We start from the raw sequence: 26,099 nt of genomic DNA on the forward strand, positions 1-26,099 counted from the left end.
TATGCAGTTGATTAAAAACGGTAATTTTCGCAAAGCTACTCGAAACCTCGATCACCTCATTTCACGAGTAAACCGCTTAATGGCCAATGAATTTACCTTTCAAAAGGAAATGATTAACAATCCCAAAATCTTATTAATGGAAGAAGAATGGCAAAGGGCAGACAATCGTGTGGAAATTGAAAAGCAATTTGAAGAAGAGAAAAATCATTTCCGGACCATCACTAGTATGATAGAAAAAACAAAACGAAGAAATGAAGAAGATGATTTGGTTCAGAAGGAACTCGTTCTTCTTCAAGAAAAAATTGGCCATACAAGGCAATTGCATGATCGTTTCGCCAAGTTAGTGATTCAAAATATTTCCTATGAGATGAGATTAAAAGCGGAGAACCCTTCATTGTTCTGGGAAAATAGCCTAGTTTCTTTTCGTGAGCATTTTTATGAAAATTGGTTCATGAAGGAAGGCGTTCAAGGTTTTAACGAAATAGAACGAGTACTTTCACCTTTATTTTCACCGAAGAATGAGTTTATTTTGCCGCTCGATTGGATTTGGGGCGAACAAGAATTTAATGAAACTCCAACGACGGAAGTTATAATCGAAGATGAGGTGGAAGATAGCATTACTCGTCAGCGCGTAACAAACTGGGACTCTGTTATTAAGGCATGGAGTTATGTTTTTCAATATTTACAAACATACGGAGAGTTTTCATTAGCTAATTTAGTAGAGTTACCATTAGAAGTACAGGATTTATGGTTTGAAGAATCGGAAACGATTGATTTATGGATGATGTTTGATAAAAAGCCGCTGAAGGTGCAAGTACTGTATCGAAAAGAAGATACCTTAAGCGATGAGAGGGAAATTCTTCTTTATAAACTAATGATGGAGTATCCGCAATTTCAAGTATTTGAAGGCTCAAAGCTTTTTACATCATTTGATCATCGAGCAGAGCCTTTCACCTGGTACAGAATGAAAATAACTCCTTTTAAAATATGTGTACAGGAGGAGAAAGAATGAATGCAGAAACGATCAAAAAGGCTTCGGCCGTCTATTTTACTCTATTAAAAGAAAAAGTAATCGACGAGAATAGTGAACACTTCGAGGCTTATTTTAATCCGGAAGTGAGGCAGACCGTTCTTTTATTAGCGGACGAATCTGGTACCTATATCATTGAATCACCCAAGCGTATCCAATTAGTGGTCCAGCCAACCGGCTCTGTCTTTGCGACGAATTTCACTCATTTGAAAGAAAAACATCGGCAAGTTGAAACGAAGAAGCACTTTCATTTGATGAGCGTTGTCATTATGTCATTTTTGGCAGCAATCGACCGCAACCAAGCGGCAAAAATTCGCACAAAGCGGGAAGGAATCAGCTATTACGCATTAGAGCGGCAAGTGAACGACCTCATTATGAATTGGGATAGCATTCTTAAAGCGAAACCTGCATTTGGAGAAGAAGAACGAATTGATATGCAGGAAGTGGTGACCACTTGGAAATACATGGAGGTCGACACGGAGGATTATACTGTTAAAAAAGGCAATAGACGAACCAGAATTGGGCTAATTGCCGGTGCGATGCGTTTATTAGAGACGGAGGGGTTAGTTGTCATCCTTGACCGTGACGATATACCAAAGGCCATTCCAAAACAAGAGCTTTTTGAGCGAATTGAGTACTTGTATCATGATTATGATCGTTATGAATTATTTAAAAAATTAATGACTTCAGAGGAGGTTGAGCATGCCGAAAATCCATCGAATTAGAATTGTTGGCCTCAAGTATGATGGCATGCAAAAGCAATACAAAGATACTACTTTTAATTTCCATAATGATGAGACATCCACAAATGGCCTCATTGCCATGATGAATGGGGGCGGGAAAGGTGTGTTCCTGCAAACGATTTTCCAGATACTGAAACCTGGAACTTCGTGGGGAAAACAAAACAACCGTTATTATCAGCAGTTCTTCTTTAATAATAAAGAACAATTTATTCCATATACCTTTCATGTTCTTATTCAATGGGAATTGGACGGTGCTGACCGCAGGCATCTAGTCACAGGAGGAATGTTCTCAGCTGAACAGCGGATTTCGATGAGTGAAGAAAGTGGAAATGAAAGTAAGACATTGGAACAGGAAGCAAAGATCCTTCCTAATATTACTTTTTATACAAGAGAATTTGACCGGAAAGAAGAGGCAGCACTTGAGCATATTCCACTCTATGAAAATGATGAGGTTGCTGAAACAGAAAGCTTGAAGGATTATTTAAAATGGAATGGATATGACGTTTACCGAGATACGAAGAAGCACTATCGCATCCTTGATACATACGGAATTAATCGTAAAGATTGGGATATTATGAAGGACATCAACAAGGATGAGGGGGGCGTTGGGAAATACTTTGAGGGAGCTGAGGATGATTATTCCCTGTTTCAAAAAAGAATTATTCCGACTGTTAGTCAAGTCTTACATCGAACGGAACATCAAAAGAATGATCTTGTGGAGATTTTCAAGAGCCAGGCAAGTATTGCGAAGGACCTGCCTGTTCTGTTAAAAAGAGAGCAAGCACATAAAGAGTTTTTAGAAGACATTGTTCCATTTGAAGAGCACCTTGCTAAGGGAGTAGAACATAAAGAAATTGTTCAGGAAAGTATAAAGGTAGGAAGACAGCTGCTTGGGGCTTTAGAGCATATGAAACAAACGGAAGAGGATGCACTGCTTACTTTAGAAAAGGATATTGAAAAATTAATAGTGAGGCAAGCAGATTTACGTTTTCAAAAAGATAACTTAGAGTATGCAAAAGCTCACAAAGAGGTAATGGATTGGGAAAAGAAATTAGTCGAAGAACGGACCAAGCATACTTCATTACTAGAGCTTGCGAAAGAAAAGCAGGAACGAAAAGAACAATTTGCATTTCAACTTTTATTGAAAGAGTGGTTTGAAAACGAACATAGCATTCTCTCTCTTTCACAGCAGATCGAGAAACTGGAACAAAATAGTGGCTTAGAGCAAGTGAATCAAAGAATGGAAGAAATCAAAAAAGAAACAAGCTCGCAATGGGAACATGCATATCTCTCTATTCAAGAGGCGGTTAAGCAATATGCGGGGTATCAAAAGTTCCTCAATAAAAAAGGAACGGAGCTTTCGCGGCAGGATAAACAAAAGACAAAAGACATTGCGCAGCTTAGTACGGAAATTGATTTTCTCTATACGGATTTACATAACTTTGAATCGAAGGAAGCGGCACTTGTTCAAGAATTTGGCGACCGCTTAACCTATGATTTAAAGGGACTGATCGAAAACTTAAATAAACAAATGGAAGACAAAAAGGTTAAGTTAGAAGAGCTCCAAGCAAAAGAGAAAGAATCTAGTGAAAGGCAAAATCAACTTGCCACTTCACATGGGACACTGGTCCAATCCATTCAGTTTTCAGAAGAAAAATGTGCAGAATTAAAGGTTGCAAATGAAGAGCAAAAGCAAAAAGAAATAAAACTACTAGATAAGCTTCATAGTCTATTAGATGGTGTCACGTCGCCGTTTACTCATTCTCTCTTATCGAAGTATGTAATACAGATAGAAGAAATGCTGGTCCATAACCGTGAACAAGGGGAACAAATAAAAAAAGACCTCTGGGAAACACAACTTGACCATTCCTTAAATGATGAGCATTTCTGGATTGCCAATAAAGATGTAAAAGAATTAAAAGAATGGATCGATGAGAAGACGGGCATTGATGTATTTTATGGAACTCATTTTCTTCAATCATTAAGTACAGATGAAATGACAAACTACCTTTTGATGTACCCGCTCCTTCCCTACGGTTTGGTCGTCAGCCAACATCAATGGCAAAAAATTAATCAGCAGGTACTTTCCGGCAGGATGTTTAAAAGTCCTGTTCCCATTTTCTTGCGTGAGGAAATGACCCGTGAAAATCAGCAACTATCCTTTGTGATTTTAAATGGAACCGAGAGAGACCTATTAACAGATAAACATCTATTTACCAACTGGAAAATAAAGATTGCGAAACAAATAGAAGAAAAGAAAGACACGCTTGTTGAAATTGAAAAAACAGAAACTTCTTTACGTCGAATTTTGAAAGAAATCGATCGTTTTTTATTAGGCGAGCTATCAAGTGATATCGAAAGAGCACTCCATCAAGAACAGAACGCTCTTCATTCAAAGAAATCACAATTACAGGAAATCATCACACAAGAAGAAAAAGAAAAGGAATTACAGCTTCAGCTCAAAGAACAGCTTGAAGACACGAAGCGAAAAATAGAGAAGCATTCAAAAGATGTTCATACATTAGAGGTTTTTGACCAAGGAAAGACCCTATATCAAGAAAATAAACGAGTGAAACTAGAGAAAGAGAAGCTAAAGGATGCGCTAAGCTCGGAGCAGCAAGAAATTGTAAAGGAACACCAAGATATCGTTGACCTGCAAAACAAGTGGAATCAAACGTATCTAGAATGGAAACTTACAATCGAACAAACTATTAAAGAGATATCTTTCTTTATTGAAGGGGCAGCTTTTCCTGCTGATGAAAAAGCAGATCCATGTGAAGAGGTTCCACGCCTATCTCCACATTTATTAAAAGAGATAACTGGAAGTATCGAAGAGCTAAAACAGCTCCAAAAGTCTAAGGAAGAACAGGCAAGAGAATTACTTGTGATTCAAGCAAGAAGAGAAACCGAACAAAAGCAGCAAAAGAAATTAGAGAAAAAACTCGATTCGCTAAATAAAGATTGGAATCAAGCTCCAGAACCAGAGGAACCTATCAGTATATTAGAAAATATGCTGCAAACCTCACAAAAGGAAACGAAGGCAGCGGAAAAAGAAGAACGGGAACAAGGAACAGCTGTAACTATAGCAGAAACCTCCTTAAAACTGGCGGCCGAACAGCGCGACAAGTCAGGAAAGAAAGTGGAAAAGCATGAAAAACAGCCTGAAGCATGGGAAAACCTTGATCTACAAATAAAGGAGATCGAAATTAAAGACCAAACAAAATTAGCAAAAGAGGAAGTAAAGAAGGCGGAGAAACGACAAAAAGAATCAGAAACGAAAATTACGGGTTATGAAGGGGATTTATTAACCTTATCCGTTATCCTTAAAGAGGAAGCGGCGGCATTTACGGACGATGATGTAGAAAGAATTAAGAGTCAAGGAAAAGCAGGTATTCTTTCCTGGTGTGAAGAACATCAAGCGATTCAGGAAGAAGGCCAAGAGAAGCACGCGAAAATTGAACAATCCTTGCGTAATTTAAAGCTTTCCATTGAGGGAAAAGATTGGGAGATTCGCTTTAAAAATGAAGTACTAACTACACTCGATCATATGGATACAAGGCATTATACGCATATCCAAAGCACCGTTAAAAATATGAAGCGTTTTTCACAAAGTGGATTGGAGCAATTAGAACGGGATAAGGAAAGGGCAGAAAATGCTCAAAATTTCTGGGCTAGTCGTGCCAGCATGAAAGTGATGAGTATTTCAGAGGCTATTCGTTCTATGATTGCCAAAATGAAGCTAAAAAATGAACGAGGATCCTTTCCACTTGTCCAGCTCAAAGAAGACATCTTACCTAAAAAGGCAGAAGATATCGAACCACTATTGAAACAGCATTTTGTTACTGCCATTTACAAAATAACCAAACAATTTGATGTGATTGACGATGTGAATCAATCCTTAGACCAAGAAATAAAAAAACTCATTAGTGATGAGCAAATCTTATTTGTATCCCTACGAAATCGGTATCCTGAACTGCTTGTCTATAATATGCGGACGGATAATGCCTTTATGTACGGTAAACCGCAAAGGGAGCATTATTCAACATGGCAGACTATTAATCAAGGTTCTAAGACGAAATCCGATGGAAGCGGCGGACAAAAGTTATCGGCACGAATGGTGATGATGATGATGTTATTATCCGTTAAAAGCGAAACTGATCAAAGCTGGGTTCCGTTAGTCTGTGATAATCCGTTCGGACAAGCTGCATCGGCACATGTCCTTGACCCGATCTTCGCCGTTGCTGAAAAATTGAAGTTCCAATTCATTGTCGTCACTCCACCTGAACTGGTGAAAACGGAAATTAGCCAAAGATTTGATGCCTATTATAAATTGGACTTCATCCGTGAAAAAGGAAAAGAAATTGTATCGGATACGATTGTTCCAGCCTTTCGGATTTACCAGGGAGAGGAAATCTCACAGATAAGGTAAAAATAATGATAGAATCGAATAAACGTAAAAAATCTCACTTTCTAATGGAAGGTGAGATTTTTATTTGTACCACGTTAAAGGAAATTATCTTAATCTAAAAAATTATTAACCAATTTAGACAAATGGAAGAGAAAAATATATACTAATATCAGGAAAAAGCATGAAAAGAGGAGAAATAATGGATATAAAACGTCAGAATGTCGATTTTGGTAATTCTATCTTTCAAACCCTTGTGGATGGTTATTATTTTGAGATTCCTACTAATGTAGTAGAAATAACGAAAGATAAGGCAGACGGCCACTATCCGTCTACTTTTAATGACCCCCAATTCCTTCTTCAAAATATGCTCATTTCAACTACCATAGACGGTGTAGAGAAATATTATTTAGTAGGCGATTCAGCTGAAAAACAGGTGTTAGGAAACATTCATATCAACAAGCTTCATGATAAAACAGAATCTGAGATTCCCTATGTGATGTTCCTTGCGTCAGTTGCCTATTATCATGTATTAAAAGGATTCAGCAAAGAAGATAACCAAGTGAACATTAATTATTTTTCGACCATGCTTCCCATTTGGTTACTTAAGAAAACAAACAAGTTCAGTGATATGCAAAATAAAATGGCCAGCAGATTTGAAGGGGAGCACCAAGTAGCGATTTTAACTCCAGGATTTGAAAGAGTGGTCACCATTCAAGTCGAAACAAGCAAATGCCGGATTGAAAGCGAAGTTGCTCGCTGGGCCATTAAAAAAGATTTTGATTTGCAGGATCGTGAGGAAGCAAATGCATTTAAAAATGTTGAAACTCTCATTGTAGATTTAGGGGGAGGGACCGTTGATCTTGCCTTGCTCCAAGCAGGACTTCAAGCTCCTAAAAGCAGGGATTCACTGAACTGCTTCACTGACATTTCGTATTTAAAACATATCGAAAAACTGAGAAGCGAAAAGTTTCTAGAGTCCTTTGATGATGTTCGCTCACTAGAAGAATTCATTATCAAAACAATCGAGAAAACAAAAATGGAGCAGCGGGATGGAAATAGCGGTAAAACCGTTGATCTTACAGAGCCAATCCATGAGTCATTAAGGGAATATACGCAAATTTTATTAACGAAAATTGAAAACACATTCCCATCACCTAAGGATAAAGTTTATAAATATATTTATATAGGTGGAATCGCCGGAATCCTTAAACGATTCCTTGAAGAATCAATTGATATAAGATATGGCGTTGAAATTAGAGAGCAAAATCATCTATTCCTACCTGATGCCAGAAAGTTAAATTTATATGGTCTAGAAATTTTAAGCAGGCATGAAACAAACATAGTTTCCGCATAAGAGGGGAGAAGAACGTATGAGCAACAAAGATCATCTTCTTGGTGAAAAGTCCGCTGTCGGATACCATAATTTCTATTCAGATCTGACTGCACAGATGTTTGCACCATTTTACGCTCTATCAAACTTTTTATTACCTCCTGCTACTCGCCAAACGGATGTGGTCAGATTAATGAATTCGGAATCAAGAAGTAAAAACGAACGTGTAGGGTTGACATTAAATCCTTTGAAAATCTCTCCAAAGGTGTATGCATTTCTTGAGGAGAAAGCACAGGCAAATGAGTTGGAGGATTATATCACGAATCTTATTGAACAGGATTTGGATAAAGTGAAAAAAGAAGAGACACTAACCTTAATCGATACACTTCGTGAGGAGTTTTTAGGTAAGATTGATTTACTTAAACAAGAATTTGTCTCTGGTCGCGCAGTTGATTCTTCTGGGATGGGGTCCTTCCAAGCAAATGAGTTACGGGAGTTTATCACGAAACTCGGTGAGCAAAAATTAGATAAGAATCAATTCCAAACCTTGTTAAAATCCTTTCGCATCGAGCTATTAGGTGAGATTAACCAACTTAAAAATGAACTTACTTATCGTCCTGTTGATTCTGCTCATCCAAATAACACAAAGCCTGCAATGGGACAGACTAAAGAAGTCAACGATTTGAAAGAAGGGCAATTGCTCAAAAGTGATCAAGTGACAGGTACTATTAATGAAGTTATAGATATTGATTTTTAAAATAGGAAGAGCCGGCTGATCTTGAAAAGGAGCTGAAACGGGTTATTGAGTCTATTTACTAGATATCTAAGATCTATTTTTAGAAATCCAACCTGAATTCATATATTACGCCTTATCAAAAAACGCATGACACGTAAAAAATGTCATGCGTTTTTGTTACTTAATTAAGGCGCCCACCGCTGAATTAGTTTCTTAACATAATGATCCAAAAAAGCTTGCTTTTATAAAAGAAACGACCGTATTTTCTATTTGCCCGAATTTTTATTTCTTTTTTATCCATAACGGACAATACAAAATATAAAAACTTAAAATCATCACCATCTCCATGGAGAGAAGATACCATGGCCACTGTCCAAGATAATCTAAAAGCGAAACTGATTTTGGTTTTTTCATGATATATAGATAATTTGCTCCCAGCCATTTATTGAGGAAAAAGACAATGCCAGAATAAATGTTTACAATAAAAATGGTTACCCACATTCCCTGAAGAGTCGGGCAGTAATTGAATACCAAAACCATGAATAGACAAGCCAGCACCACCCCGCCATGTGACACAAAGAACTCAAAATATTCAAAGTGCGGGAAGGAATATCTTCCAAGGTCAGGAGTCAAAATAGCTTGAAGCGAACTGCCTAACCCTGCAAAGTACATAAATTCAAAAAGTTTTTTACTCCTGGTAAACAGCATCACAATAGCGAGAATGACAGAAAGATCACTAAGCTGAAGCGGTAATGACCTTTTCAATGACCATCCATGCTCAAATAGAAGCCAAGCTTGCTCCCAAGCGGTAGAAAAAAAAAGGAGAAAGGCTAAAAAGAAACTTACATATCTTCTTTTACTTTTCTCTTTTAGCTTGTTTCTAAAAATAAATAGGAGAGTGCATAAAATTAAAATGATACCAAGCGGCAAAAGGTGTTCTACTGAAAAAAGGCGGAAAGAATGAAGATTGGAATGAATCCGAAAAAATGCATGCATTTTTTTACCCCATTATTTTGATCATTTCTCATTTTAATTTGGGGCAAATTCTTCGCATACTATACCAACCATTAAATTTTTCATATGAGTTAATCCAATATGTTATGCTCCCATTTTCCCTTGAACTACAACCTGTTTTGCCGTCTGCTTTTGCTTCTTATTTACGAGATAGATACTAGCCACAATCAGTATAATTCCTAAAAATAAGAGTTTCGTAAAGGGTTCATTCAAAAATACAGTTCCAATGACAACTGCGAACATTGGGACTAAGAATGTAAATGTTGCCACAACACTCGCATCCCCTGTTTTCACAAGTATGACGTAGAGAATCCATGATATTGCAATCCCCAGAATCGTACCAAATGAAAGACCCCATAAAAACGTATCGTTCCAAACAATACTAGTCCACTTTTCAGAAGAAAGTCCGGCGATCATAAGAACACATCCCCCAATTAAGCATTGGAAAGCTACCATCCAAAGGGAATCCACCGAGTGCGCATGTTTTTTGGTGTATACGGTACCTAATGCCCAAGAAAGTGCTGATAATAATCCGAAAATAATCCCTAAAATGGAAACATGCCCGGAAAATCCTTCTGCACTGACAGAAATGACTCCTAGAAAACCTAGAATAAGTCCCGCTACTTTAGCTATAGTCATTGATTCGCCTAACCATAGCCAAGCTAGAAGACCTACTATAATCGGTTGAAAATAGACGATGACAGAGAATAAACCGGAAGGTACTAATTTAAGCCCTTCAGTTTGCAGCCCATAGAACAAAGCAATATTTAAAGTGCCGGTAATAACATAGATCTTCCAATTCTTTCGCCATTGAATGCGGGCACGTGTTTTCCAAATGACAACACTCAAGATCAAGCCGCCTAACAAACACCTCATCCCTGCAAAAAGCAATGGAGGTGTAAATACCAATGCAAGTTTATAAATGGGCCAGGAAACACTCCAAATAATGATTAATCCTGCCATCATTAAAAACCATTTTACATTCATCAAATCTCTTCTCCCTCAGTGTAATTGAACGAACTGAATGGTTCATAGACTTTAGAGCCTATCCCCTTAAAAAACATAACTTTCATAGAATACGCCCCTTCGTAAAATAATTCAATTAAGAAATCTTGGATATTCGTTTTTAGTCATTGATAACCCATTCTAAGGGTATTTATAATAAATAGAAACCTAAAAAATGAAACGGGTGTTTAAAGGAATGAGTATTTTAAAAAATGACTGGGCTCCTTTACTAGAAGGAGAGTTTTCAAAAAACTATTATTTACGATTAAGGGAGATTTTAAAAGAAGAATATCAAAAGAAAGTGATTTACCCCGAAAAGTCTGATATATACAATGCACTCCATTTTACTTCATTTAAGGATACAAAAGTGGTGATTATCGGACAGGATCCATATCATGGACCTGGACAGGCTCATGGACTTAGTTTCTCCGTGAAGCCGGGGGTAACGATTCCGCCTTCATTGAAAAATATTTATAAAGAATTGTATAGTGATATAGGCTGTGAGATACCAAATCATGGATCTCTAACGGAATGGACGGATCAGGGAGTGCTGCTGCTTAATGCAGTGCTGACTGTACAGGCGGGGAAGCCCAACTCCCATAAAGGATTAGGCTGGGAAATGTTTACTGATAGAATCATAGAAATCCTGAATGAACGGGAGACACCGGTTGTCTTTATCTTGTGGGGAAAATTTGCGCAGCAAAAGCAGCAGCTAATCACCTCACCAAGGCATTTTATTATAAAATCGCCGCATCCTAGTCCGTTTTCTGCCAACAGTGGCTTTTTTGGCAGCAGGCCCTTTTCCCGAACCAATGACTTTTTACGAAAAGTAGGGCAGGAGGAGATTGACTGGACAATATCAAACATTTAAAAAACTGAAGGGAGAGACTATAGGCGCAAGCCTACGTTATGAGTGCCTGTTAAGTTAACTTTCCTTCCTCAACATTAATTCAAAAATAACCCTGAATGATTTACATTCAGGGTTATTCGTATTTATTTAATCTTTATTTAGATTGGTCATGGGGAACAGAGGCAGTAACACTCTTAGTTATTTCATTACCAGCTTTATCTGTAGCTGTAAAAGTAATCGTGTATATACGTCCATTACCGTTCCCTAATCGATCTGCACGAAGTTCAAAGGTAGTAGTAGAACCTGTAATAGATGTATTCAATTTTACATTCTGAATATCATCAGATGGAATCTTCTCATTACACGTAATGGAAGTTAACACGACGGAGTCGATTCCTGATGTGGCATCAGATGAACTAATACTAGCCGTAACTGGCACCATCTTATGATTAGCTGGCCATAAAACAGATTTATCAAGAGTGATAGTTAACGTAGGTGCTGTCTTATCCAGTTTAACGGTTGTTGTCTTAACCGGCTCGACATTTCCAGCGTTGTCTACACTCCAATAAGTGATCGTGTGGACACCTTCATCAGAAATCGTGAAGGTACTACCAGTGTGTTCGGTTCCGTTATCAATCTTATAATAGGTAGCTTTAACTCCCGAACCATTATCATTTGCGTGGAGCGCAACCGTAACATCTTTATTAACCCAAGCTGTTGGTGCATTATCAGTCGTAACAGGTGCGGTGGTGTCAACAAGTGTCAGGATGCCGAATACGGATGTATCTTGGTATCCATTACCGGTTGTATCGTTCCATGTCGCCACGCTTTGACGGGCACCTGCTTTACCGTCATTGATTTGTACATCAAAACCGATCTTTGTGTTGTGCTGAGGAGTGATCGTTTTTAACGGAATCTTCATTTCAACGATGTAGCTATTACCGGATACGTGGGTTGCAGATTGGAAACCACTTGCCATGCTTCCAGGGTTGAAGGAAGTCTCATTGTCAAAGTTTACTCGATATTGTCCGTCTCCATTTTCGTAGGACGAGGTCTTTGCATTATTCTCGTCGACAAAGACTTCAACGGAATCCTGCTCCCATGGATTTGGACTTGATTTGTCAAGTTGGGAGTCGCTTACCTGCGTCAACACATACAGGTTTTCTTTATCCCAAAGGACCTTGGATACGCCGTTTGCTCCTTGCCAAGCCATTTGATAGCGGTTAACCGGAAGTTCCGGAGCGTTATTCCAAACAGCATCTACCGTTCCATCAATTTCAGGTGTGCCGAATAGAGCAGTGGATTGATTAGCCTCTTTCTGTTCAGGCGCATGTTCTGCAATAAATTTATCCGAATCAATCACACCATAGTAAGCTGGTTTCGCTTGCAGGTCTTTATCGAAGATTAACGGACTTTGGGCAGCACGCCAACTTGTCGCGTCATTTAATCCCCAGAAGGTTACGCGTCCGATGTGATCTGCGTGATCTTTGTAGATCTTAAACAATTGCGCGTATAGATAAGCCTGATCATTCGCTTGCTGTCCGGTAAGTTGATTGTTACTTCCGGCTGCCACGTCTAGTTCAGTGATGCTTACCTCTACACCCAAGGATAGAAACTTTTCCATCGACTTTTTAACATTTTCTGGGTTGGTTTTTGTATTGTAGTGTGACTGCATACCAACGCCATCGATGAGAAGTTTACCATTGTGCTCTTTCGCATATTTGTCATTGATTTCTTTGACCATCTGATAAATGGCTTCCGCTTTGTTCTGATTATCTTCGTTGTAATCGTTGTAATAAAGCTTAATATTCCAGCCGTTTTCGTCGACTACTTTCCTCGCCTCTAGGAAGGCCTGCTCTACAAAATCCGGTCCGATGGATTTATACCATGCGGATTGACGAAGGGATGCTTTCCAATCCGTCGGGTTCGGCGGGTTATCGTTTATCGCTTCGTTAACTACGTCCCAAGAAATCACATTGTTACCGTAATGCTCAACGACTGTTTTCACATGGGTTCTTAAATTTGCGAGTGCTTCCTCACGCCCCAAAGGATTGCCGTTTTCATCCGTATTCAACCAAGCTGGTGTCTGTTGGTGCCATACAAGGACGTGTCCATGCAATTTTAGACCTTCAGCCTTAATTTTAGCGACGAGCGCGTCTTCATCGGAAAAGTCAAATTGTTTGTTGGCATTATAAGCTTGATCCGGTTTCATTGCGTTTTCTGCAGTAACAATATTGAAATGCTTTTTAAGGAGCTGAAGTCTAACGCCATCCAGATCTGCCATTGATACGGCGTTTCCGATTAAGAAGTTGTTTTTATATACCTCTTTTATCGGAGTTAAATCTTGGATTTGGATTGGACCCGAACCAGTAGGTTCGAAGCTGATGTCGTCAATATAGAAAGAGGAGGTTGCGTTATTTGAACTTTCTACATAAATAGTTAAATATTCGCCGCCTGCATTGTTATAACGGTAGGTTCCTTCTAGCTTAACCCAGCCGTCTGTAGTGCTGATTGTTTTGCCTTGAAGGTTATTGTAGCTAGCACTGCCGCCGCTGCCAACCTGTGTGGAAAGCTGCAGTTGGGAACTTCCCGGAGAAATCAACTTGACCCAAGCCGAAATCTTATATTCTTTTCCAAGGTCAACGTATTTTTCTACATGTAATGATGGACCATTCCAAGCTTGTGTTCTGCCATCAATTTTTAAAGCATAGGAACCGTTTGGGGTATGATTCGCATCATTAGTTACAGTCAGCGATTCAGTACCAGCTCTGCCCTCAAAGCCTCTTGTCGTTTGATCTTCAAAAGTAATTGGATGGAAGGTTTGCGCAGGTGGTCTTTGGCTTCCAGGCTCATTGCCGCCGTCTGAAGCTACCTTCTCTGTGATCAGGATATCTCCGATGTAGAAAGGAACCGTTTTTCCTGCATCGTTAGATTGAATGCGCAGTGCTTTATCTTTGCTCGTATCAACGGTGTACTCACCGCTTAAAGTAAAGGTCTGACCTGATTTATAATCTGCTGCCACATACAAGCCATTGTAGCTGTTTACATTCTGAAGTAATGCTTGTGCACCTGCAGGGACACTGAGACTTCCATCAACATAACCTTTGACTGTGATGCTATATTTTTTGCCATTTTCCATGCCGACGCTGCTGAAATTGATATCCACGCCATCCCAGTTGTTTGCTCTTCCACTTACATAGATCGCTTTACCGTCATCATTACCGTCAAAAACTTTTCCAGAAACCGCTTCTACTTGCGGACCGCCAGCTTTCGTTGCAACACCCACACCATTGGCAAAGGTTTCATGATAAACCGTTTGAGTCGTAGTCTGGTCTCCTGGTGTTGTTGTCGGTGCTGGGCCGCCGATCATTTGAGCGATTTGAGCTAAGCTCTGATTTGTTACATAGTAACGACCCATGGCATAATCTCCATCATTAGGATAGCCAACTTTAAAGGCGTATTTTATACCATTTTCCTGGTTTACTTGTTTTGTCATATCATTGTAGCTGCCATAAGGGTAGGCCATGAGCACAGGGTCTTTGCCAGTAATCCCTTTAAGATAAGTATTTGCTGATGTAATTTGATCCTCAGCTTGTTCTTTCGTTATAGTACTGCGCGTGCCTCCGTCAGTTCCCCAAATAGCACCATCATGTGTTTTAGTATGATTCTGCAGACTTAAAGATGGCTCATTCGCCAGACTTTTCAACTGCACCTCTGTCATGCCGTAACCATTGCCGATCCAGTCACTGACAATAAACAGAACTGCGTTCATGTTATATTGTTTCAATACCGGAAGAGCATTGGTAATGAATTCAGGAGTACCATCATCAAAGGTTAATAGAATCGGATGTTCAGGAGCCGTTTCTTTTCCTTCCATGATGTTTACATATTGTTCCGCAGACAAAGTGGTATAACCATTATCATGAAGATACTTCATGGTCTGCTTAAACGTATCAGCGCTCGTATCCGTCCATTGATTTGTAGGATTATCCATGATTCGATGATACAGAATAACTGGAATATCTGCATTTGCCGCCTTAGCAACACGAGTAATCCAGCCTGTCGGAATAACCAAAAAGGCTACAAGAAGTAATGAAATGATTCTTTTAAACTTTCCCCTCATTTTCTGCCTCCCCTGAATTCTATAAAGTTAAGCGCTTACAAATAATAAATTACCTCCTCTCTCTATTATTCTTTTATTCTAGCTTGATGCCCAAAACATTAAACCGTAAAAACTATAGATAATATTTAAGAAATTAAATATCTTACTAGTTATTGGTAGATAAAACAGTTTTTGGCGATAGAAACTACAAGTTCAATGTAAGGGTTAATCTGTATCTAATTTATAAGGAAGTTCTTCTTTGCAGTTAAAGTGCAAAAAAATCGGGCGAGTGCCAAGAAATTTGGCATATTGGTGTCCTGAAAAACTTAAGAATCGGCGTTTTCACTATTGGCACAGAAATTGCATTAATAAAAGTGAAAAATAGCGATAACTGTGAAAATTCTATCGCTATTTTTATAACATTATAGAATTAAATACATTATTTAGGAGGATTCAAATGAAAACAGGTACAGACCGTGTAAAAAGAGGCATGGCTGAAATGCAAAAGGGCGGCGTCATTATGGACGTTGTGAATGCAGAGCAAGCAAAAATCGCAGAAGAAGCAGGGGCGGTAGCTGTAATGGCATTGGAGCGGGTTCCTTCTGATATTCGTGCAGCTGGAGGAGTGGCAAGAATGGCGGATCCGAGAATCGTAGAAGAAGTACTGAATGCGGTTTCCATTCCGGTTATGGCGAAAGCTAGAATCGGCCATATTGTAGAAGCTCGTGTACTTGAAGCTTTGGGCGTTGACTATATCGATGAAAGTGAAGTATTAACACCTGCTGATGAAGAATTCCATTTATTAAAAAGTGATTATACGGTTCCATTTGTATGCGGCTGTAGAGATCTAGGGGAAGCTGCCCGCCGGATTGGTGAAGGCGCATCCATGCTTCGTACAAAAGGAGAGCCTGGGACGGGTAATATCGTAGAAGCTGTTCGACATATTCGTAAGGTGAATGCTCAGGTCCGAAAAGTTGTAGGAATGCACGAAGATGAGCTGATGACTGAAGCAAAGCTATTAGGTGCACCTTTTGAATTACTGCTTGAAATTAAACGTTTAGGCCGTCTTCCAGTTGTAAATTTTGCAGCGGGCGGAGTCGCGACACCTGCAGATGCCGCACTTATGATGCAACTTGGAGCAGATGGTGTATTTGTAGGATCAGGAATTTTCAAATCGGAAAACCCTGCCAAATTTGCACGAGCCATTGTGGAAGCAACCACTCATTATCATGATTATCAATTGATTGCTGAGCTTTCCAAGGACCTTGGAACCCCAATGAAGGGAATCGAAATTTCATCATTAGCACCGGAAGCACGTATGCAGGAACGTGGTTGGTAAGGAGTTTTTTTAGTATTTCAAGGTGGGTTAGCTAATAAATCTTATATTAAAAAAATAATTACGTCTATTTGAAAGCGCTTTAACCTTTTTGAAAATTATGAATTTTATCATTGACATTGTTTTGGCAGACCCGTATACTCATGATTAGAAAATGATCAGTTAGTTTTAAAAGGAGGTTTGGAGGCATGCAAACACTGGAAACAGTGATTGTTACAGGATATGCAAAAGCTCCACAGGGAACTTCCATGTATGAAATGTATAAGCATGCTGGAATTGTACTCGAAGTGGATCCGAAAGAACATAAAATTATCAACGCCGAATTTACTTTCGTTACAGAATTAACGAAAAATCATTTTCAAAAACTGCTGATAGGCTACCGCCTTCAAGATGGTGTGGAGCCTCTGATTCAAAGAATTCAAAGCTTTTATTTTGCTCCATCCCAGCAAGCGATCATTGTGGCCCTTCAGGCTGCAGTTCAACGATACTGGGATAACGTGAAGCAAAAGAATACATAACGTTTGGTTATAATAAAGTGGGAAGATGACCTCTTTCCATGGTCTTATTAAAACCGGGCAGACATGAACACTTTGTAGGGAATTGTCATTCACATGACATTCTTTATAAAGGATTTATGTTTTGCTCGGTTTTTTATATTTCCAAACTGTTAGCACACACACTCGTCATGGAAGGGCAGGGGAAAACATGAGCAAGCTGATTACCTGCAAAGAAGCAGTAAAAAAAGTTAAAAGCGGCTCACGGATTATGGTAGGGGGATTTGGCCTTGTGGGAAGTCCGCTAGAATTAATAGCGGCATTAGCTAAAACCGAAGTCAAAGACTTAGAGATTATTAGTAATAACCTGGGAGAACCCGGAAAAGGTCTTGGAGTATTAGTCCGGCAAAAAAAAGTGAAAAAAGCCATAGGTTCCTATTTTACATCCAACCCGGAAGTTGTTAAAGCTTATCAGGATAAAGAATTGGAAGTGGAGCTTCTCCCCCAGGGGACAATGTCTGAAGCGATTCGAGCCGGGGGGGCTGGCATTGGAGGGTTTTATACACCTGTCAGCGTGGGGACAAAAATCGCGGAAAACAAAGAAGAGCGTACGCTTAACGGTAAAAAATATGTTTTCCAGGAGCCCATGAAAGCGGATTTTGCTTTTATTAAAGCAAAAAGCGCGGACCGATTAGGAAATCTCATTTACAACAAATCGGCCAGGAACTTTAATCCGATGATGGCAACAGCAGCGGATGTTGTGATTGCAGAGGTGGATGAGTTAGTGGAGACAGGCCAGCTTTCCCCTGAAGAAATTGTGACCCCGCATTTATACGTAGATTATATCGTGGTAAAGGAGGGGAACTAGCTTGAATGCGAAACAATACATTGCTGCAAGAGCAGCAAAGGAATTAAAGAATGGCGACATCGTCAATTTAGGGATTGGGATTCCAACACTGGTGGCTGATTTTATCCCTTCAGATATAGATGTCTTTTTACATTCGGAAAACGGCATTCTCGGAGTAGGCCCTTCACCAGATCCGGGGCAAACTGACCAAAATCTTGTCAATGCAGGGAAACGGCCTGTCACCGTGTTGGAAGGTTCCTCCTTTTTTGATAGCGCTTCCTCGTTCGCTATGATTCGCGGAGGACATGTAAGTGTTTCTATTCTTGGTGTTCTCCAAATAGATGCCATTGGGCGGATCGCCAATTGGGCCGTTCCAGGAAAAAGTGTCCTCGGAGTAGGCGGGGCAATGGATTTATTAGAAGGCTCCAAAAAGGTGATTGTCACAACGATGCATACGAATACGGAGGGAGATTCAAAAATCGTCCCTAAATTAACTTATCCGCTCACTTCAGAACGAAAGGTCGATTTAATTATTACGGAACTGGCTGTGTTCTCCGTTAAGGAAGATGGACTTCATCTAATTGAGCTGGCTCCCGGAGTTTCCCTAGAGGAAGTTCAACAGAAAACGGACGCACCGTTCCAAATTTCCGAGACTTTTACTAGAGGTAATGAGGTGATGGTGTAGTGATTGTAATCGTAAATGCCTTTCGCACGGCTATTGGGAGCTTCGGCGGATCACTGGCGAAGATACCTCCGGAAGAGCTGGTAGCCCTCATCATGAAAAATAATCTATCAGCTGCCGGGTACGGCGCGAACATGGTCGATGAAGTAATCGTAGGCCAAACAAAGCAGAGTGCCCATGCACCTAATATTGCCAGGGTGGCTGCCTTACTTGCCCATTTTCCTGAATCGATTCCTGCTTATACCGTGCATCGTCAATGCGGCTCCGGTATGCAGGCAGTCGTAAATGGGGCAATGTCGATTTTAACCGGTCAAGCGGACGTGGTTTTAGCCGGAGGGGTTGAAAGTATGTCGCAGGCTCCTCACTATACGATTGGTACACGATTTGGCCCAAATATAGGAGAGATGACTCTGTATGATTCGAATACGGAGAGTCAGCCAAAATCACAGCCAGAGGGGATATACGGCCGCTTTACAATGGGGCAGACAGCAGAATGGCTCGCTGAAAAATATACCATTAGCCGTCGTGAACAGGATAAATTTGCTTATTTAAGCCAGCAGAAAGCCAAACGGGCGATTGAAATGGGTCGTTTTGAAGAAGAAATTGTTCCTGTCCCGGTAAAGGAAGGGAAAAAAGGGATCAGACACTTTGCCATAGATGAATACCCAAGATTGACGGACCTTGAAAAGTTAGGAACACTACATCCCGTTTTTCAAAAGGATGGTACGGTAACTGCCGGAAACTCTTCTGGGAGAAATGATGGAGCCTCAATCCTATTGTTGATGTCGGAGGAAAAGGCGAGACAGTTTGGAGTGATGCCACTCGCAAGGATTCGTTCCTTTGCTTCAGCGGGCGTATCGCCAAAAGAAATGGGAATCGGCCCTGTCCCTGCATCCGAAATCGCCTTGAAAAAAGCAGGCCTTCGCTTGGAAGATATCGATTTGATTGAATTAAATGAAGCATTCGCAGCGCAAAGTCTTGCGTGTCTAAGAGAATGGGGCATCAAAGGTGACAACGTAAATGTAAATGGAGGGGCGATTGCCTTAGGCCACCCGCTTGGCTGCTCCGGTGCTAGAATTGTCACTACTCTATGTCACGAGCTTGAAAAACAAAAACGGCAATTTGGCCTGGCGACACTTTGTGTAGCCGGAGGATTAGGAATGGCAATGGTGGTGGAGAGATGGAGCGAATAGAAAATGATTACGTGTTTCATCGAGATTTAAAAAAGGAGTACCCGATCATTACTCACGGTGTAGGGTCTTATCTAATAGATGAAAACGGCAAAAAATATTTGGATGCTTGTTCAGGAGCGGTTGCAGCCAACTTGGGCCATGGAATTCCATTTATTGGGGAGGCAATGGCAGATCAAGCAAAAAAAGCCGCTTTCGTCCATACGATGCGTTTTGAGACGAAAGCATTGCATCAATTGGCTGAAACAATCGGAAAAATGGCTCCCGACCAATTAAATAAAGTTTATTTTACAACCGGAGGTTCCGAAGCAAATGAAAGTGCTATGAAGCTGGCAAGACAATATCATCGGGACGCCGGCAGATCTCAAAAACATATTGTAATTGGGCGATGGCAATCGTATCACGGGAACACGATTGGTTCCTTATCAGCAGGAGGGGACGTGAAAAGAAGGCATGCATACACTCCGAATCTATTAAACTATGCCCATGTCTATTCACCATACTGTCACCGATGTCCATACGATCGCCAGCATGATGATTGTCTTTCCAACCAAAACTGGACATGTGTAACGGATATTGAAAGAACCATTTTGGAACTTGGACCTGAGAACGTGTCGGCATTTATAGCGGAACCAATTGTCGGAAGCCAGCAAGGTGCAGTCCCGCCGCCGCCAGGATATTTTGAGAAAGTCCGGGAGCTGTGTGATCGTTACGAAATTGTCCTCATAATTGATGAAGTGATGACTGGATTCGGCCGTACTGGAACCAATTTCGCGACAGAACAGATTAGAATTACGCCCGATATTATCACTTTTGGAAAAGGGGTATCAGCAGGATATGCCCCACTGGCGGGAATGATAGTTCATGATCGGCTAATCGAAGGGCTTATCCAAAACAGCGATGGGAAATTTATTCACGGTTACACCTATAGCGGGCACCCAGTAGCCGTTGCTGCCGGACTTGCCGCATTGGACGTATACAAGCGGGAAAGGGTACTAGATAACGTCATTAAACAAGGTGACTACCTTTTCAACCGTCTTTTAGAGTTAAAGCAAAAACATACTTATATAGCTGATGTTCGGGGCAGAGGACTTTTAATTGGGATCGAGCTTGTAAGAGATCGGGAGCTTGATCTGTTGTTTGATCCAGCTGAAAAAGCGGCCGACCGATTGAATGGAATTGCGATGGAACTCGGTGCCGTTTTTTATCCCGGTGCCGGCTCGATTGACGGCACAAAGGGGGAACACCTTATCATCAGCCCTCCCTTAAATGCCATCAAAAAAGAAATAGATGAGATTGTGAGAATATTAGACGAATCATTGACCATATTTAAGAGTCTGGAAAGAAAGGGCGAGCGATATGAAATTACGAAATAAAACAGAAGAAATTCAAGAAAAGGCAAAAAAGCATCTTTCACCGGTCATGACAAGGGTAACCGAGTTAGTCATTGAAAAAGCACATGGCGCCAAATTTTGGACGACAGATGGAAAGGAATATATCGATTTCGTTTCAGGAGTGGCAGTCAATGCAGTTGGGCATACAAACCAAAAGATGGTTGATGCCATTAAAAAGCAGGCGGAAGCCCTGATTCATCTTGGATTGAACTATGGTTACTATGAAACGGCAGCAAATTTGGCGGAAAAGCTTGCTCAAATCACACCAGGAAATCTGGACACGGTCTTTTTCTCAAATTCAGGAGCTGAAGCGATTGACGGTGCGCTAAAACTGGCCAAAGCAGCCACAGGCAGACCGGCGATCATTGCTTTTGAAGGCTCATTTCACGGCCGTACATTAGGGGCAACAGCGATTACCGCATCAAGCTCTAAATACCGTCGTTATTATGAGCCAATTTTAGGAGAAGTGTACCATGCCCCATATCCTTATCCAAGCCAGCTGAAAAACATTAAAACAGAAGAAGCGGAAGAATATTGCTTGAATCAACTTCAAAAATTGTTCGATTTACGAGTCGATCCTTCACGTGTGGCGGCAATCGTGATTGAACCTGTCATGGGTGAAGGCGGCTATTATCCGGCACCGCCAAGCTTTTTACAGGCGTTAAGAAAGATGACAGAGGAACACGGAATTTTACTGATCTTTGATGAGGTTCAAACAGGATTCGGCCGTACGGGTAAAATGTTTGCCGCGGAGCATGCCCATGTGACCCCTGATATTTTAGTATTGGCAAAAGCCCTTTCTGGCGGTATGCCTCTTGGGGCGATTGTAGCGAGCCGTGAGCTTCATGAAAAATGGCCGACGGCAGGTCATGGTTCGACATTTGGAGGAAACCCCGTTTCATGTGCGGCGGCTTTGGCGAATATTGAGGTGATTGAGGAAGAGAAGTTGGTGGAGCGCAGTGCAAAAATCGGTGCGGAGATTGTCAGCCGCCTGCAAGACACGGTCGGGCATTTACCGGGCATTATCGATGTAAGAGGAGTCGGTATGATGATCGGGATTGAATTCGATTCAGAATCCGCATCATTGTATGTACCGAAAATTAAATCAAAAGCATTGGAACATGGCTTACTTATTATGAACTGTGGAGTGAGTGGGCAAACGATCCGACTAATGCTGCCTCTTAATATACAGGAGGACGTGCTCCATAAAGGTTTAACAATTTTAGAAAAGGTGATGACAGAAACCCTTTTAGGAAACTGATTTTGTTTATAAAAGACCATAAAAAGGAGGCAAAGGTTATGTTCAGTCAAATCAAAACAGATATTCTTCAGGGGGATCTTTATATAAATGGAAAATGGGTACAGGTCCCTGGACAGTCCTATTTTGAAAGTTTAAATCCGGCAACTGGGGAATTTGTCGGTGTATATGCAGCTGCCACAACGGAGCAAGTGGATGAAGCGGTATTTGCGGCAGACGAAGCGTATTCAAAATGGAAGAATACCCCTATTCCGGAACGGGCGTCGTATTTAAATAAAGCCTGTCAACTTTTTGAAGCACGGAAAGAAGAATTGGCCCGTGTCATGACGATGGAGATGGGTAAGGTTCTAACGGAATCTTTGGGCGAAGTGGGAGTGGTTATCGCGACTGCTCAATATATGGCAGGCGAGGGTCGGCGCCTCTTTGGGGAAACGGTGCCTGCGGGATTCACCGACCGGAACGTAAGAATGGTTCGTGAACCTCTCGGTGTGGCAGCGTGTATCACATCTTGGAATTTCCCGGTGGCACTTGCTTCCTATAAGATCTTTTCTGCTTTGATTGCCGGCAACACCGTCGTATGGAAGCCAGCTTCAGAGGTGGCATTATCAGCAAAGATTTTCGTGGAAATCTTAGAAGAAACGAGATTGCCATCAGGGGTAGTGAACTTAATTACTGGTTCCGGAAGTAAAGTGGGGCGAAGACTTGCCGATCATCCAGATGTGAAAGTCATTTCGTTTACAGGTTCAACAGAAGTAGGACAACAGCTGGCTGAAATGAGCAGTAAAACGTTAAAACGAATTTCATTAGAATTGGGCGGAAAAAATGCCGTGATTGTCCTAAAGGATGCGGATCTTGATAAGGCGGCAGACGGAATTGTAAAATCAGCGTTTACGACAACCGGTCAGCGCTGTACGGCGGCAAGCCGTGTCATTGTCGAGCGGGCAGTGAAGGAACGGCTCGTTCAAAAAGTGGTTGAATTAACAAAATCTATGAAAATAGGGAATGGACTTGAAGAGGGAATTCAAGTGGGCCCGCTAGTAAATGAAGATCAGCTTCATACAGTGGAGAAATATGTAAGCACAGCGATTAAAGAAGGCGGAAAAATTGTGTCGGGTGGTCAACGTGTTAAAGAATTGGGCGGTTACTATTATCACCCGACCATCATTGAGAATGTAAAACCGAACGATACCATTGCACAGGAAGAAATTTTTGGTCCTGTACTCGCCATTATTGAAGTGGACTCTTATGAGGAAGCGATGGCGGTCAATAACGGGACAGTTTATGGGTTATCAACTTCTATTTATACGGAGAGCCTGCATTATGCGAACCGTGCAGCAAGGGAATCGGTAAGCGGACTTGTCTATATTAATAACGGAACGTCCAATGCTGAAATGGGTGTTGCGTTTGGTGGGATGAAAATGTCTGGAAACGGTCACCGCGAAGTTTCTTATCATGCCTTCGATGTCATGACCGAGTGGAAGTCAATCTATACCAACTATTGATTAACAACCATTTCATTTACAAAGGGGGAAGAATATGAGACATCGTATTGGTATAGCCTTCTTTTACCATGAATCCCACAGTTTCAGCCCCATGAAAACCGAAATTGAACATTTTTGGAATGAAGGCTACTTTATCGGCGATGAAATTTACGATGCCTATACTGGAACGAAAACGGAAGTGGGCGGGTTTCTAGATGTTTTGAAACAGCAAGAGGATGTTGAAATCATACCGCTTCTTTGTGCGGCCGCGGTTCCCTCAGGTGTGGTTTCTAGCAATGCCTACTCGATCATCGAAAAACAAATGCTGGAATCCATTGAGCAGGCGGGAAGGCTGGACGGGGTATTGCTGGCACTTCATGGAGCAATGGTTGTGGAGAACCTCTTTGATCCGGAAGAGCATCTGTTGAGTAAAATCCGTCAAGCAATCGGACCCAATGTCCCCATTGCCACAACTCTGGACATGCATGCCAATTTAAGTGCAAAAATGATTGATTACACACCGCTTCATTTTGGATTTAAAACCTATCCGCATATTGACATGTATGAACAAGGGGTTCAGGCGGCTATCGCCTTATTAAAGCAATTAAAGGAAGATATTTCTTATTATGCTGCCTTTGAAAAATTACCGATGATGCCTCCATCTATTAATATGAGAACGGCAGAGGGGCCGATGCACAAAATGATAGAGTGGGCGAAACAGGCCGAAGAAGATGATGAGATTTATAATGTATCCATATTTGGCGGTTTTCCTTATTCCGATATCCCCATGGCTGGCGCAAGTGTACTGGTTGTTTCACTCCATCCGCAAAAAGGGGAGAAGACAGCGAAAATGCTAGCTTCCTTGTTTTTGAGTGTAAGAGAAGAGTTTATCATGGATTTGCCAGATGTGAAAGAAGGTCTGAATCGGGCATTGGCGTTCCAAGATGACAATCCAATAGTACTGGTTGATATCTCAGATAATCCTTTAAGCGGCGGCAGCGGGGATACAACTGAGCTGCTTCGGGAAATGGCTCAAAGGAATACGCCCGATACGCTGTTCGGAGGACTCTATGATTCTGAATCTATTGAAGCTTGCCGTAAAGCAGGGGTGGGAAACAAGGTGTCCTTGTCTCTTGGGGGGAAAATATCGCCCGAATTCGGCGAACCTGTTCTGGTTGAAGCTACGGTTGTTGCCTTATCAGACGGCATATTTTATAATTCCGGTCCCTTCAACCAGCATCTAAAAGTAGATTTAAAGGGAGCCGCTCATATTCGCGTTGGCCATTTGGATATCCTCCTCATTGGAAGGCCGATGTCAGCAAATGATCCAGAAATGTTTCGTCATATTGGCATTGAGCCGCAGGAAAAGCGAATACTTGGGTTAAAAGCGAAAAATCATTTTCGCGCAGCTTTTGAGCCGATAGTGGGTTCGATTATTTATGTGGATGCACCTGGGGTTGCTTCCAATCGTTTAACCACTTTTAAGTATCATCATATTCCAAGGCCAATTTGGCCGCTTGATGAAATCCATTATGAAGTCGAACAAAGGAGGAAAGAAACGTGGAGACACTAAACAGATCCTATTTTGTTGAAGTACCATCTTCATTGAATCCGGAACAGCTAAATATGATGATGGAGCTTGAAAAAGATGCCTTTCCGGGCTTAGGCGCGGTAGATGAACAAACGCTTGTTCCGCTGACACGCTATGGAAAGCTGATTCAATATTGGCAATCAGATGACCCAAGGCCGATTGCAGTTTGCGAACTTATGAGAGATTACAAGGATATTCACAAAGCTTATATTTTTGGATTTTATGTCCGCTCCGACCAGCAGGGGAAAGGAATCGGAAAATTATTTTTACAGGAGATTTATCCGATTTTGAAGCAAGATGGATTTCGGAAGGTTTGCCTGACGGTCAACGTTAAAAACGAGGCAGCCGTGAAGTTATATGAAAAAGCAGGATTTGCCATAAAAGAGACGAGGTTCGATGAATTTGGCGAAGGGGAAAATCGCTATTACATGGAGTACCTCATTTCTTTATAGGCTGTATTAAAGATAAATGTTTATTATTTAACCCTGTTGATTGGAGCGTAAGGCCCGAAAACTCCTGCGGGAGTACGGGACAGGGGAGACCCCGCAGAAGCGAAGCGACGAGGAGGCTCTCCGTACCGCCCGCGAACCGCTCGGGCCTGGAGCGGA

The 26,099-nt window shown here is 41.2% G+C and carries 19 protein-coding genes; 16 read left to right on the forward strand and 3 right to left on the reverse strand.

Going from position 1 to position 26,099, the window contains the following annotated elements:
- The first annotated feature begins 1 nt into the window (after position 1).
- The 5 genes from CVD27_RS02930 to CVD27_RS02950 all read left to right on the forward strand — a co-directional run bounded on the left by CVD27_RS02930 (position 2) and on the right by CVD27_RS02950 (position 8,268).
- Entirely contained in the window at positions 2-1,012 is a 1,011-nt protein-coding gene (locus CVD27_RS02930; protein WP_257984241.1) for a hypothetical protein, read from the forward strand.
- Positions 1,009-1,755 (forward strand): DUF6063 family protein, encoded by a 747-nt coding sequence (locus CVD27_RS02935; RefSeq protein WP_101646400.1) that lies wholly within the window; start codon positions 1,009-1,011, stop codon positions 1,753-1,755. Before CVD27_RS02930 ends, CVD27_RS02935 begins: the two co-directional genes overlap by 4 nt.
- Positions 1,733-6,202, forward strand: coding sequence for a hypothetical protein (locus CVD27_RS02940; protein ID WP_101646401.1), 4,470 nt, complete (start codon positions 1,733-1,735; stop codon positions 6,200-6,202). Before CVD27_RS02935 ends, CVD27_RS02940 begins: the two co-directional genes overlap by 23 nt.
- Positions 6,203-6,380: 178 nt before the next feature.
- Complete coding sequence (locus CVD27_RS02945; protein WP_101646402.1) at positions 6,381-7,535, forward strand: ParM/StbA family protein; 1,155 nt, start codon at positions 6,381-6,383, stop codon at positions 7,533-7,535.
- Positions 7,536-7,551: 16 nt separating this feature from the next.
- Complete coding sequence (locus CVD27_RS02950; protein WP_101646403.1) at positions 7,552-8,268, forward strand: hypothetical protein; 717 nt, start codon at positions 7,552-7,554, stop codon at positions 8,266-8,268.
- Between the two features lie 261 nt (positions 8,269-8,529).
- On the opposite strand, the gene CVD27_RS02955 is transcribed toward CVD27_RS02950, so the two are convergent.
- Together CVD27_RS02955 and CVD27_RS02960 are read right to left on the reverse strand one after the other, a co-directional pair.
- Complete coding sequence (locus tag CVD27_RS02955) at positions 8,530-9,243, reverse strand: YwaF family protein (RefSeq protein WP_101646404.1); 714 nt, start codon at positions 9,241-9,243, stop codon at positions 8,530-8,532.
- Between the two features lie 102 nt (positions 9,244-9,345).
- Entirely contained in the window at positions 9,346-10,248 is a 903-nt protein-coding gene (locus tag CVD27_RS02960) for a DMT family transporter (RefSeq protein ID WP_101646405.1), read from the reverse strand.
- A 214-nt stretch (positions 10,249-10,462) separates the two neighbouring features.
- Here CVD27_RS02960 and CVD27_RS02965 point away from each other — a divergent pair, with 214 nt between their 5' ends.
- Entirely contained in the window at positions 10,463-11,137 is a 675-nt protein-coding gene (locus CVD27_RS02965; protein ID WP_101646406.1) for a uracil-DNA glycosylase, read from the forward strand.
- 133 nt (positions 11,138-11,270) lie between these two features.
- Here CVD27_RS02965 and CVD27_RS02970 read toward each other — a convergent pair whose 3' ends face one another.
- The gene (locus tag CVD27_RS02970) at positions 11,271-15,239 is read right to left on the reverse strand and encodes an endo-1,4-beta-xylanase (protein WP_101646407.1); all 3,969 of its coding nucleotides are present in this window, start codon (positions 15,237-15,239) and stop codon (positions 11,271-11,273) included.
- Positions 15,240-15,675: 436 nt separating this feature from the next.
- Between CVD27_RS02970 and pdxS the strand changes: the two genes are divergently transcribed.
- The 10 genes from pdxS to CVD27_RS03020 all read left to right on the forward strand — a co-directional run bounded on the left by pdxS (position 15,676) and on the right by CVD27_RS03020 (position 25,943).
- Complete coding sequence (pdxS, locus tag CVD27_RS02975; RefSeq protein WP_101646408.1) at positions 15,676-16,557, forward strand: pyridoxal 5'-phosphate synthase lyase subunit PdxS; 882 nt, start codon at positions 15,676-15,678, stop codon at positions 16,555-16,557.
- Positions 16,558-16,742: 185 nt separating this feature from the next.
- The gene (locus CVD27_RS02980) at positions 16,743-17,072 is read left to right on the forward strand and encodes a DUF3870 domain-containing protein (protein ID WP_101646409.1); all 330 of its coding nucleotides are present in this window, start codon (positions 16,743-16,745) and stop codon (positions 17,070-17,072) included.
- Between the two features lie 187 nt (positions 17,073-17,259).
- A complete protein-coding gene (locus CVD27_RS02985; protein WP_101646410.1) occupies positions 17,260-17,916 on the forward strand; it encodes a CoA transferase subunit A in 657 nt (218 codons plus the stop codon).
- A gap of 1 nt (position 17,917) precedes the next feature.
- A complete protein-coding gene (locus CVD27_RS02990; RefSeq protein ID WP_101646411.1) occupies positions 17,918-18,580 on the forward strand; it encodes a 3-oxoacid CoA-transferase subunit B in 663 nt (220 codons plus the stop codon).
- On the forward strand, positions 18,580-19,770 hold the full coding sequence (locus CVD27_RS02995) for a thiolase family protein (RefSeq protein WP_101646412.1): 1,191 nt from the start codon (positions 18,580-18,582) through the stop codon (positions 19,768-19,770). Before CVD27_RS02990 ends, CVD27_RS02995 begins: the two co-directional genes overlap by 1 nt.
- On the forward strand, positions 19,758-21,143 hold the full coding sequence (locus tag CVD27_RS03000) for an aminotransferase family protein (protein ID WP_101646413.1): 1,386 nt from the start codon (positions 19,758-19,760) through the stop codon (positions 21,141-21,143). The genes CVD27_RS02995 and CVD27_RS03000 overlap by 13 nt, the downstream gene beginning before the upstream one ends.
- Positions 21,127-22,422 carry an aspartate aminotransferase family protein gene (locus CVD27_RS03005; RefSeq protein WP_101646414.1) on the forward strand — a complete coding sequence of 432 codons (1,296 nt, stop codon included), beginning with the start codon at positions 21,127-21,129 and terminating at the stop codon, positions 22,420-22,422. Before CVD27_RS03000 ends, CVD27_RS03005 begins: the two co-directional genes overlap by 17 nt.
- Positions 22,423-22,460: 38 nt before the next feature.
- Positions 22,461-23,921: an aldehyde dehydrogenase family protein gene (locus CVD27_RS03010; RefSeq protein ID WP_101646415.1), complete on the forward strand. Its 1,461-nt coding sequence runs from the start codon at positions 22,461-22,463 to the stop codon at positions 23,919-23,921.
- 34 nt (positions 23,922-23,955) lie between these two features.
- The gene (locus CVD27_RS03015) at positions 23,956-25,473 is read left to right on the forward strand and encodes a M81 family metallopeptidase (protein WP_101646416.1); all 1,518 of its coding nucleotides are present in this window, start codon (positions 23,956-23,958) and stop codon (positions 25,471-25,473) included.
- Complete coding sequence (locus tag CVD27_RS03020) at positions 25,461-25,943, forward strand: GNAT family N-acetyltransferase (RefSeq protein WP_257984242.1); 483 nt, start codon at positions 25,461-25,463, stop codon at positions 25,941-25,943. Before CVD27_RS03015 ends, CVD27_RS03020 begins: the two co-directional genes overlap by 13 nt.
- Positions 25,944-26,099: the final 156 nt, after the last annotated feature.

This window comes from Neobacillus cucumis (assembly GCF_002860255.1).
In the GTDB taxonomy this organism is placed as follows: domain Bacteria; phylum Bacillota; class Bacilli; order Bacillales; family Cytobacillaceae; genus Neobacillus; species Neobacillus cucumis_A.

Bases quoted from the DNA above. Each gene is read 5' to 3' on its own strand.
- CVD27_RS02930 (WP_257984241.1), top strand. From the start codon at position 2: ATGCAGTTGATTAAAAACGGTAATTTTCGCAAAGCTACTCGAAACCTC.
- CVD27_RS02935 (WP_101646400.1), top strand. From the start codon at position 1,009: ATGAATGCAGAAACGATCAAAAAGGCTTCGGCCGTCTATTTTACTCTA.
- CVD27_RS02940 (WP_101646401.1), top strand. From the start codon at position 1,733: ATGCCGAAAATCCATCGAATTAGAATTGTTGGCCTCAAGTATGATGGC.
- CVD27_RS02945 (WP_101646402.1), top strand. From the start codon at position 6,381: ATGGATATAAAACGTCAGAATGTCGATTTTGGTAATTCTATCTTTCAA.
- CVD27_RS02950 (WP_101646403.1), top strand. From the start codon at position 7,552: ATGAGCAACAAAGATCATCTTCTTGGTGAAAAGTCCGCTGTCGGATAC.
- CVD27_RS02955 (WP_101646404.1), bottom strand. From the start codon at position 9,243: ATGCATGCATTTTTTCGGATTCATTCCAATCTTCATTCTTTCCGCCTT.
- CVD27_RS02960 (WP_101646405.1), bottom strand. From the start codon at position 10,248: ATGAATGTAAAATGGTTTTTAATGATGGCAGGATTAATCATTATTTGG.
- CVD27_RS02965 (WP_101646406.1), top strand. From the start codon at position 10,463: ATGAGTATTTTAAAAAATGACTGGGCTCCTTTACTAGAAGGAGAGTTT.
- CVD27_RS02970 (WP_101646407.1), bottom strand. From the start codon at position 15,239: ATGAGGGGAAAGTTTAAAAGAATCATTTCATTACTTCTTGTAGCCTTT.
- pdxS (WP_101646408.1), top strand. From the start codon at position 15,676: ATGAAAACAGGTACAGACCGTGTAAAAAGAGGCATGGCTGAAATGCAA.
- CVD27_RS02980 (WP_101646409.1), top strand. From the start codon at position 16,743: ATGCAAACACTGGAAACAGTGATTGTTACAGGATATGCAAAAGCTCCA.
- CVD27_RS02985 (WP_101646410.1), top strand. From the start codon at position 17,260: ATGAGCAAGCTGATTACCTGCAAAGAAGCAGTAAAAAAAGTTAAAAGC.
- CVD27_RS03000 (WP_101646413.1), top strand. From the start codon at position 19,758: ATGGAGCGAATAGAAAATGATTACGTGTTTCATCGAGATTTAAAAAAG.
- CVD27_RS03005 (WP_101646414.1), top strand. From the start codon at position 21,127: ATGAAATTACGAAATAAAACAGAAGAAATTCAAGAAAAGGCAAAAAAG.
- CVD27_RS03010 (WP_101646415.1), top strand. From the start codon at position 22,461: ATGTTCAGTCAAATCAAAACAGATATTCTTCAGGGGGATCTTTATATA.
- CVD27_RS03015 (WP_101646416.1), top strand. From the start codon at position 23,956: ATGAGACATCGTATTGGTATAGCCTTCTTTTACCATGAATCCCACAGT.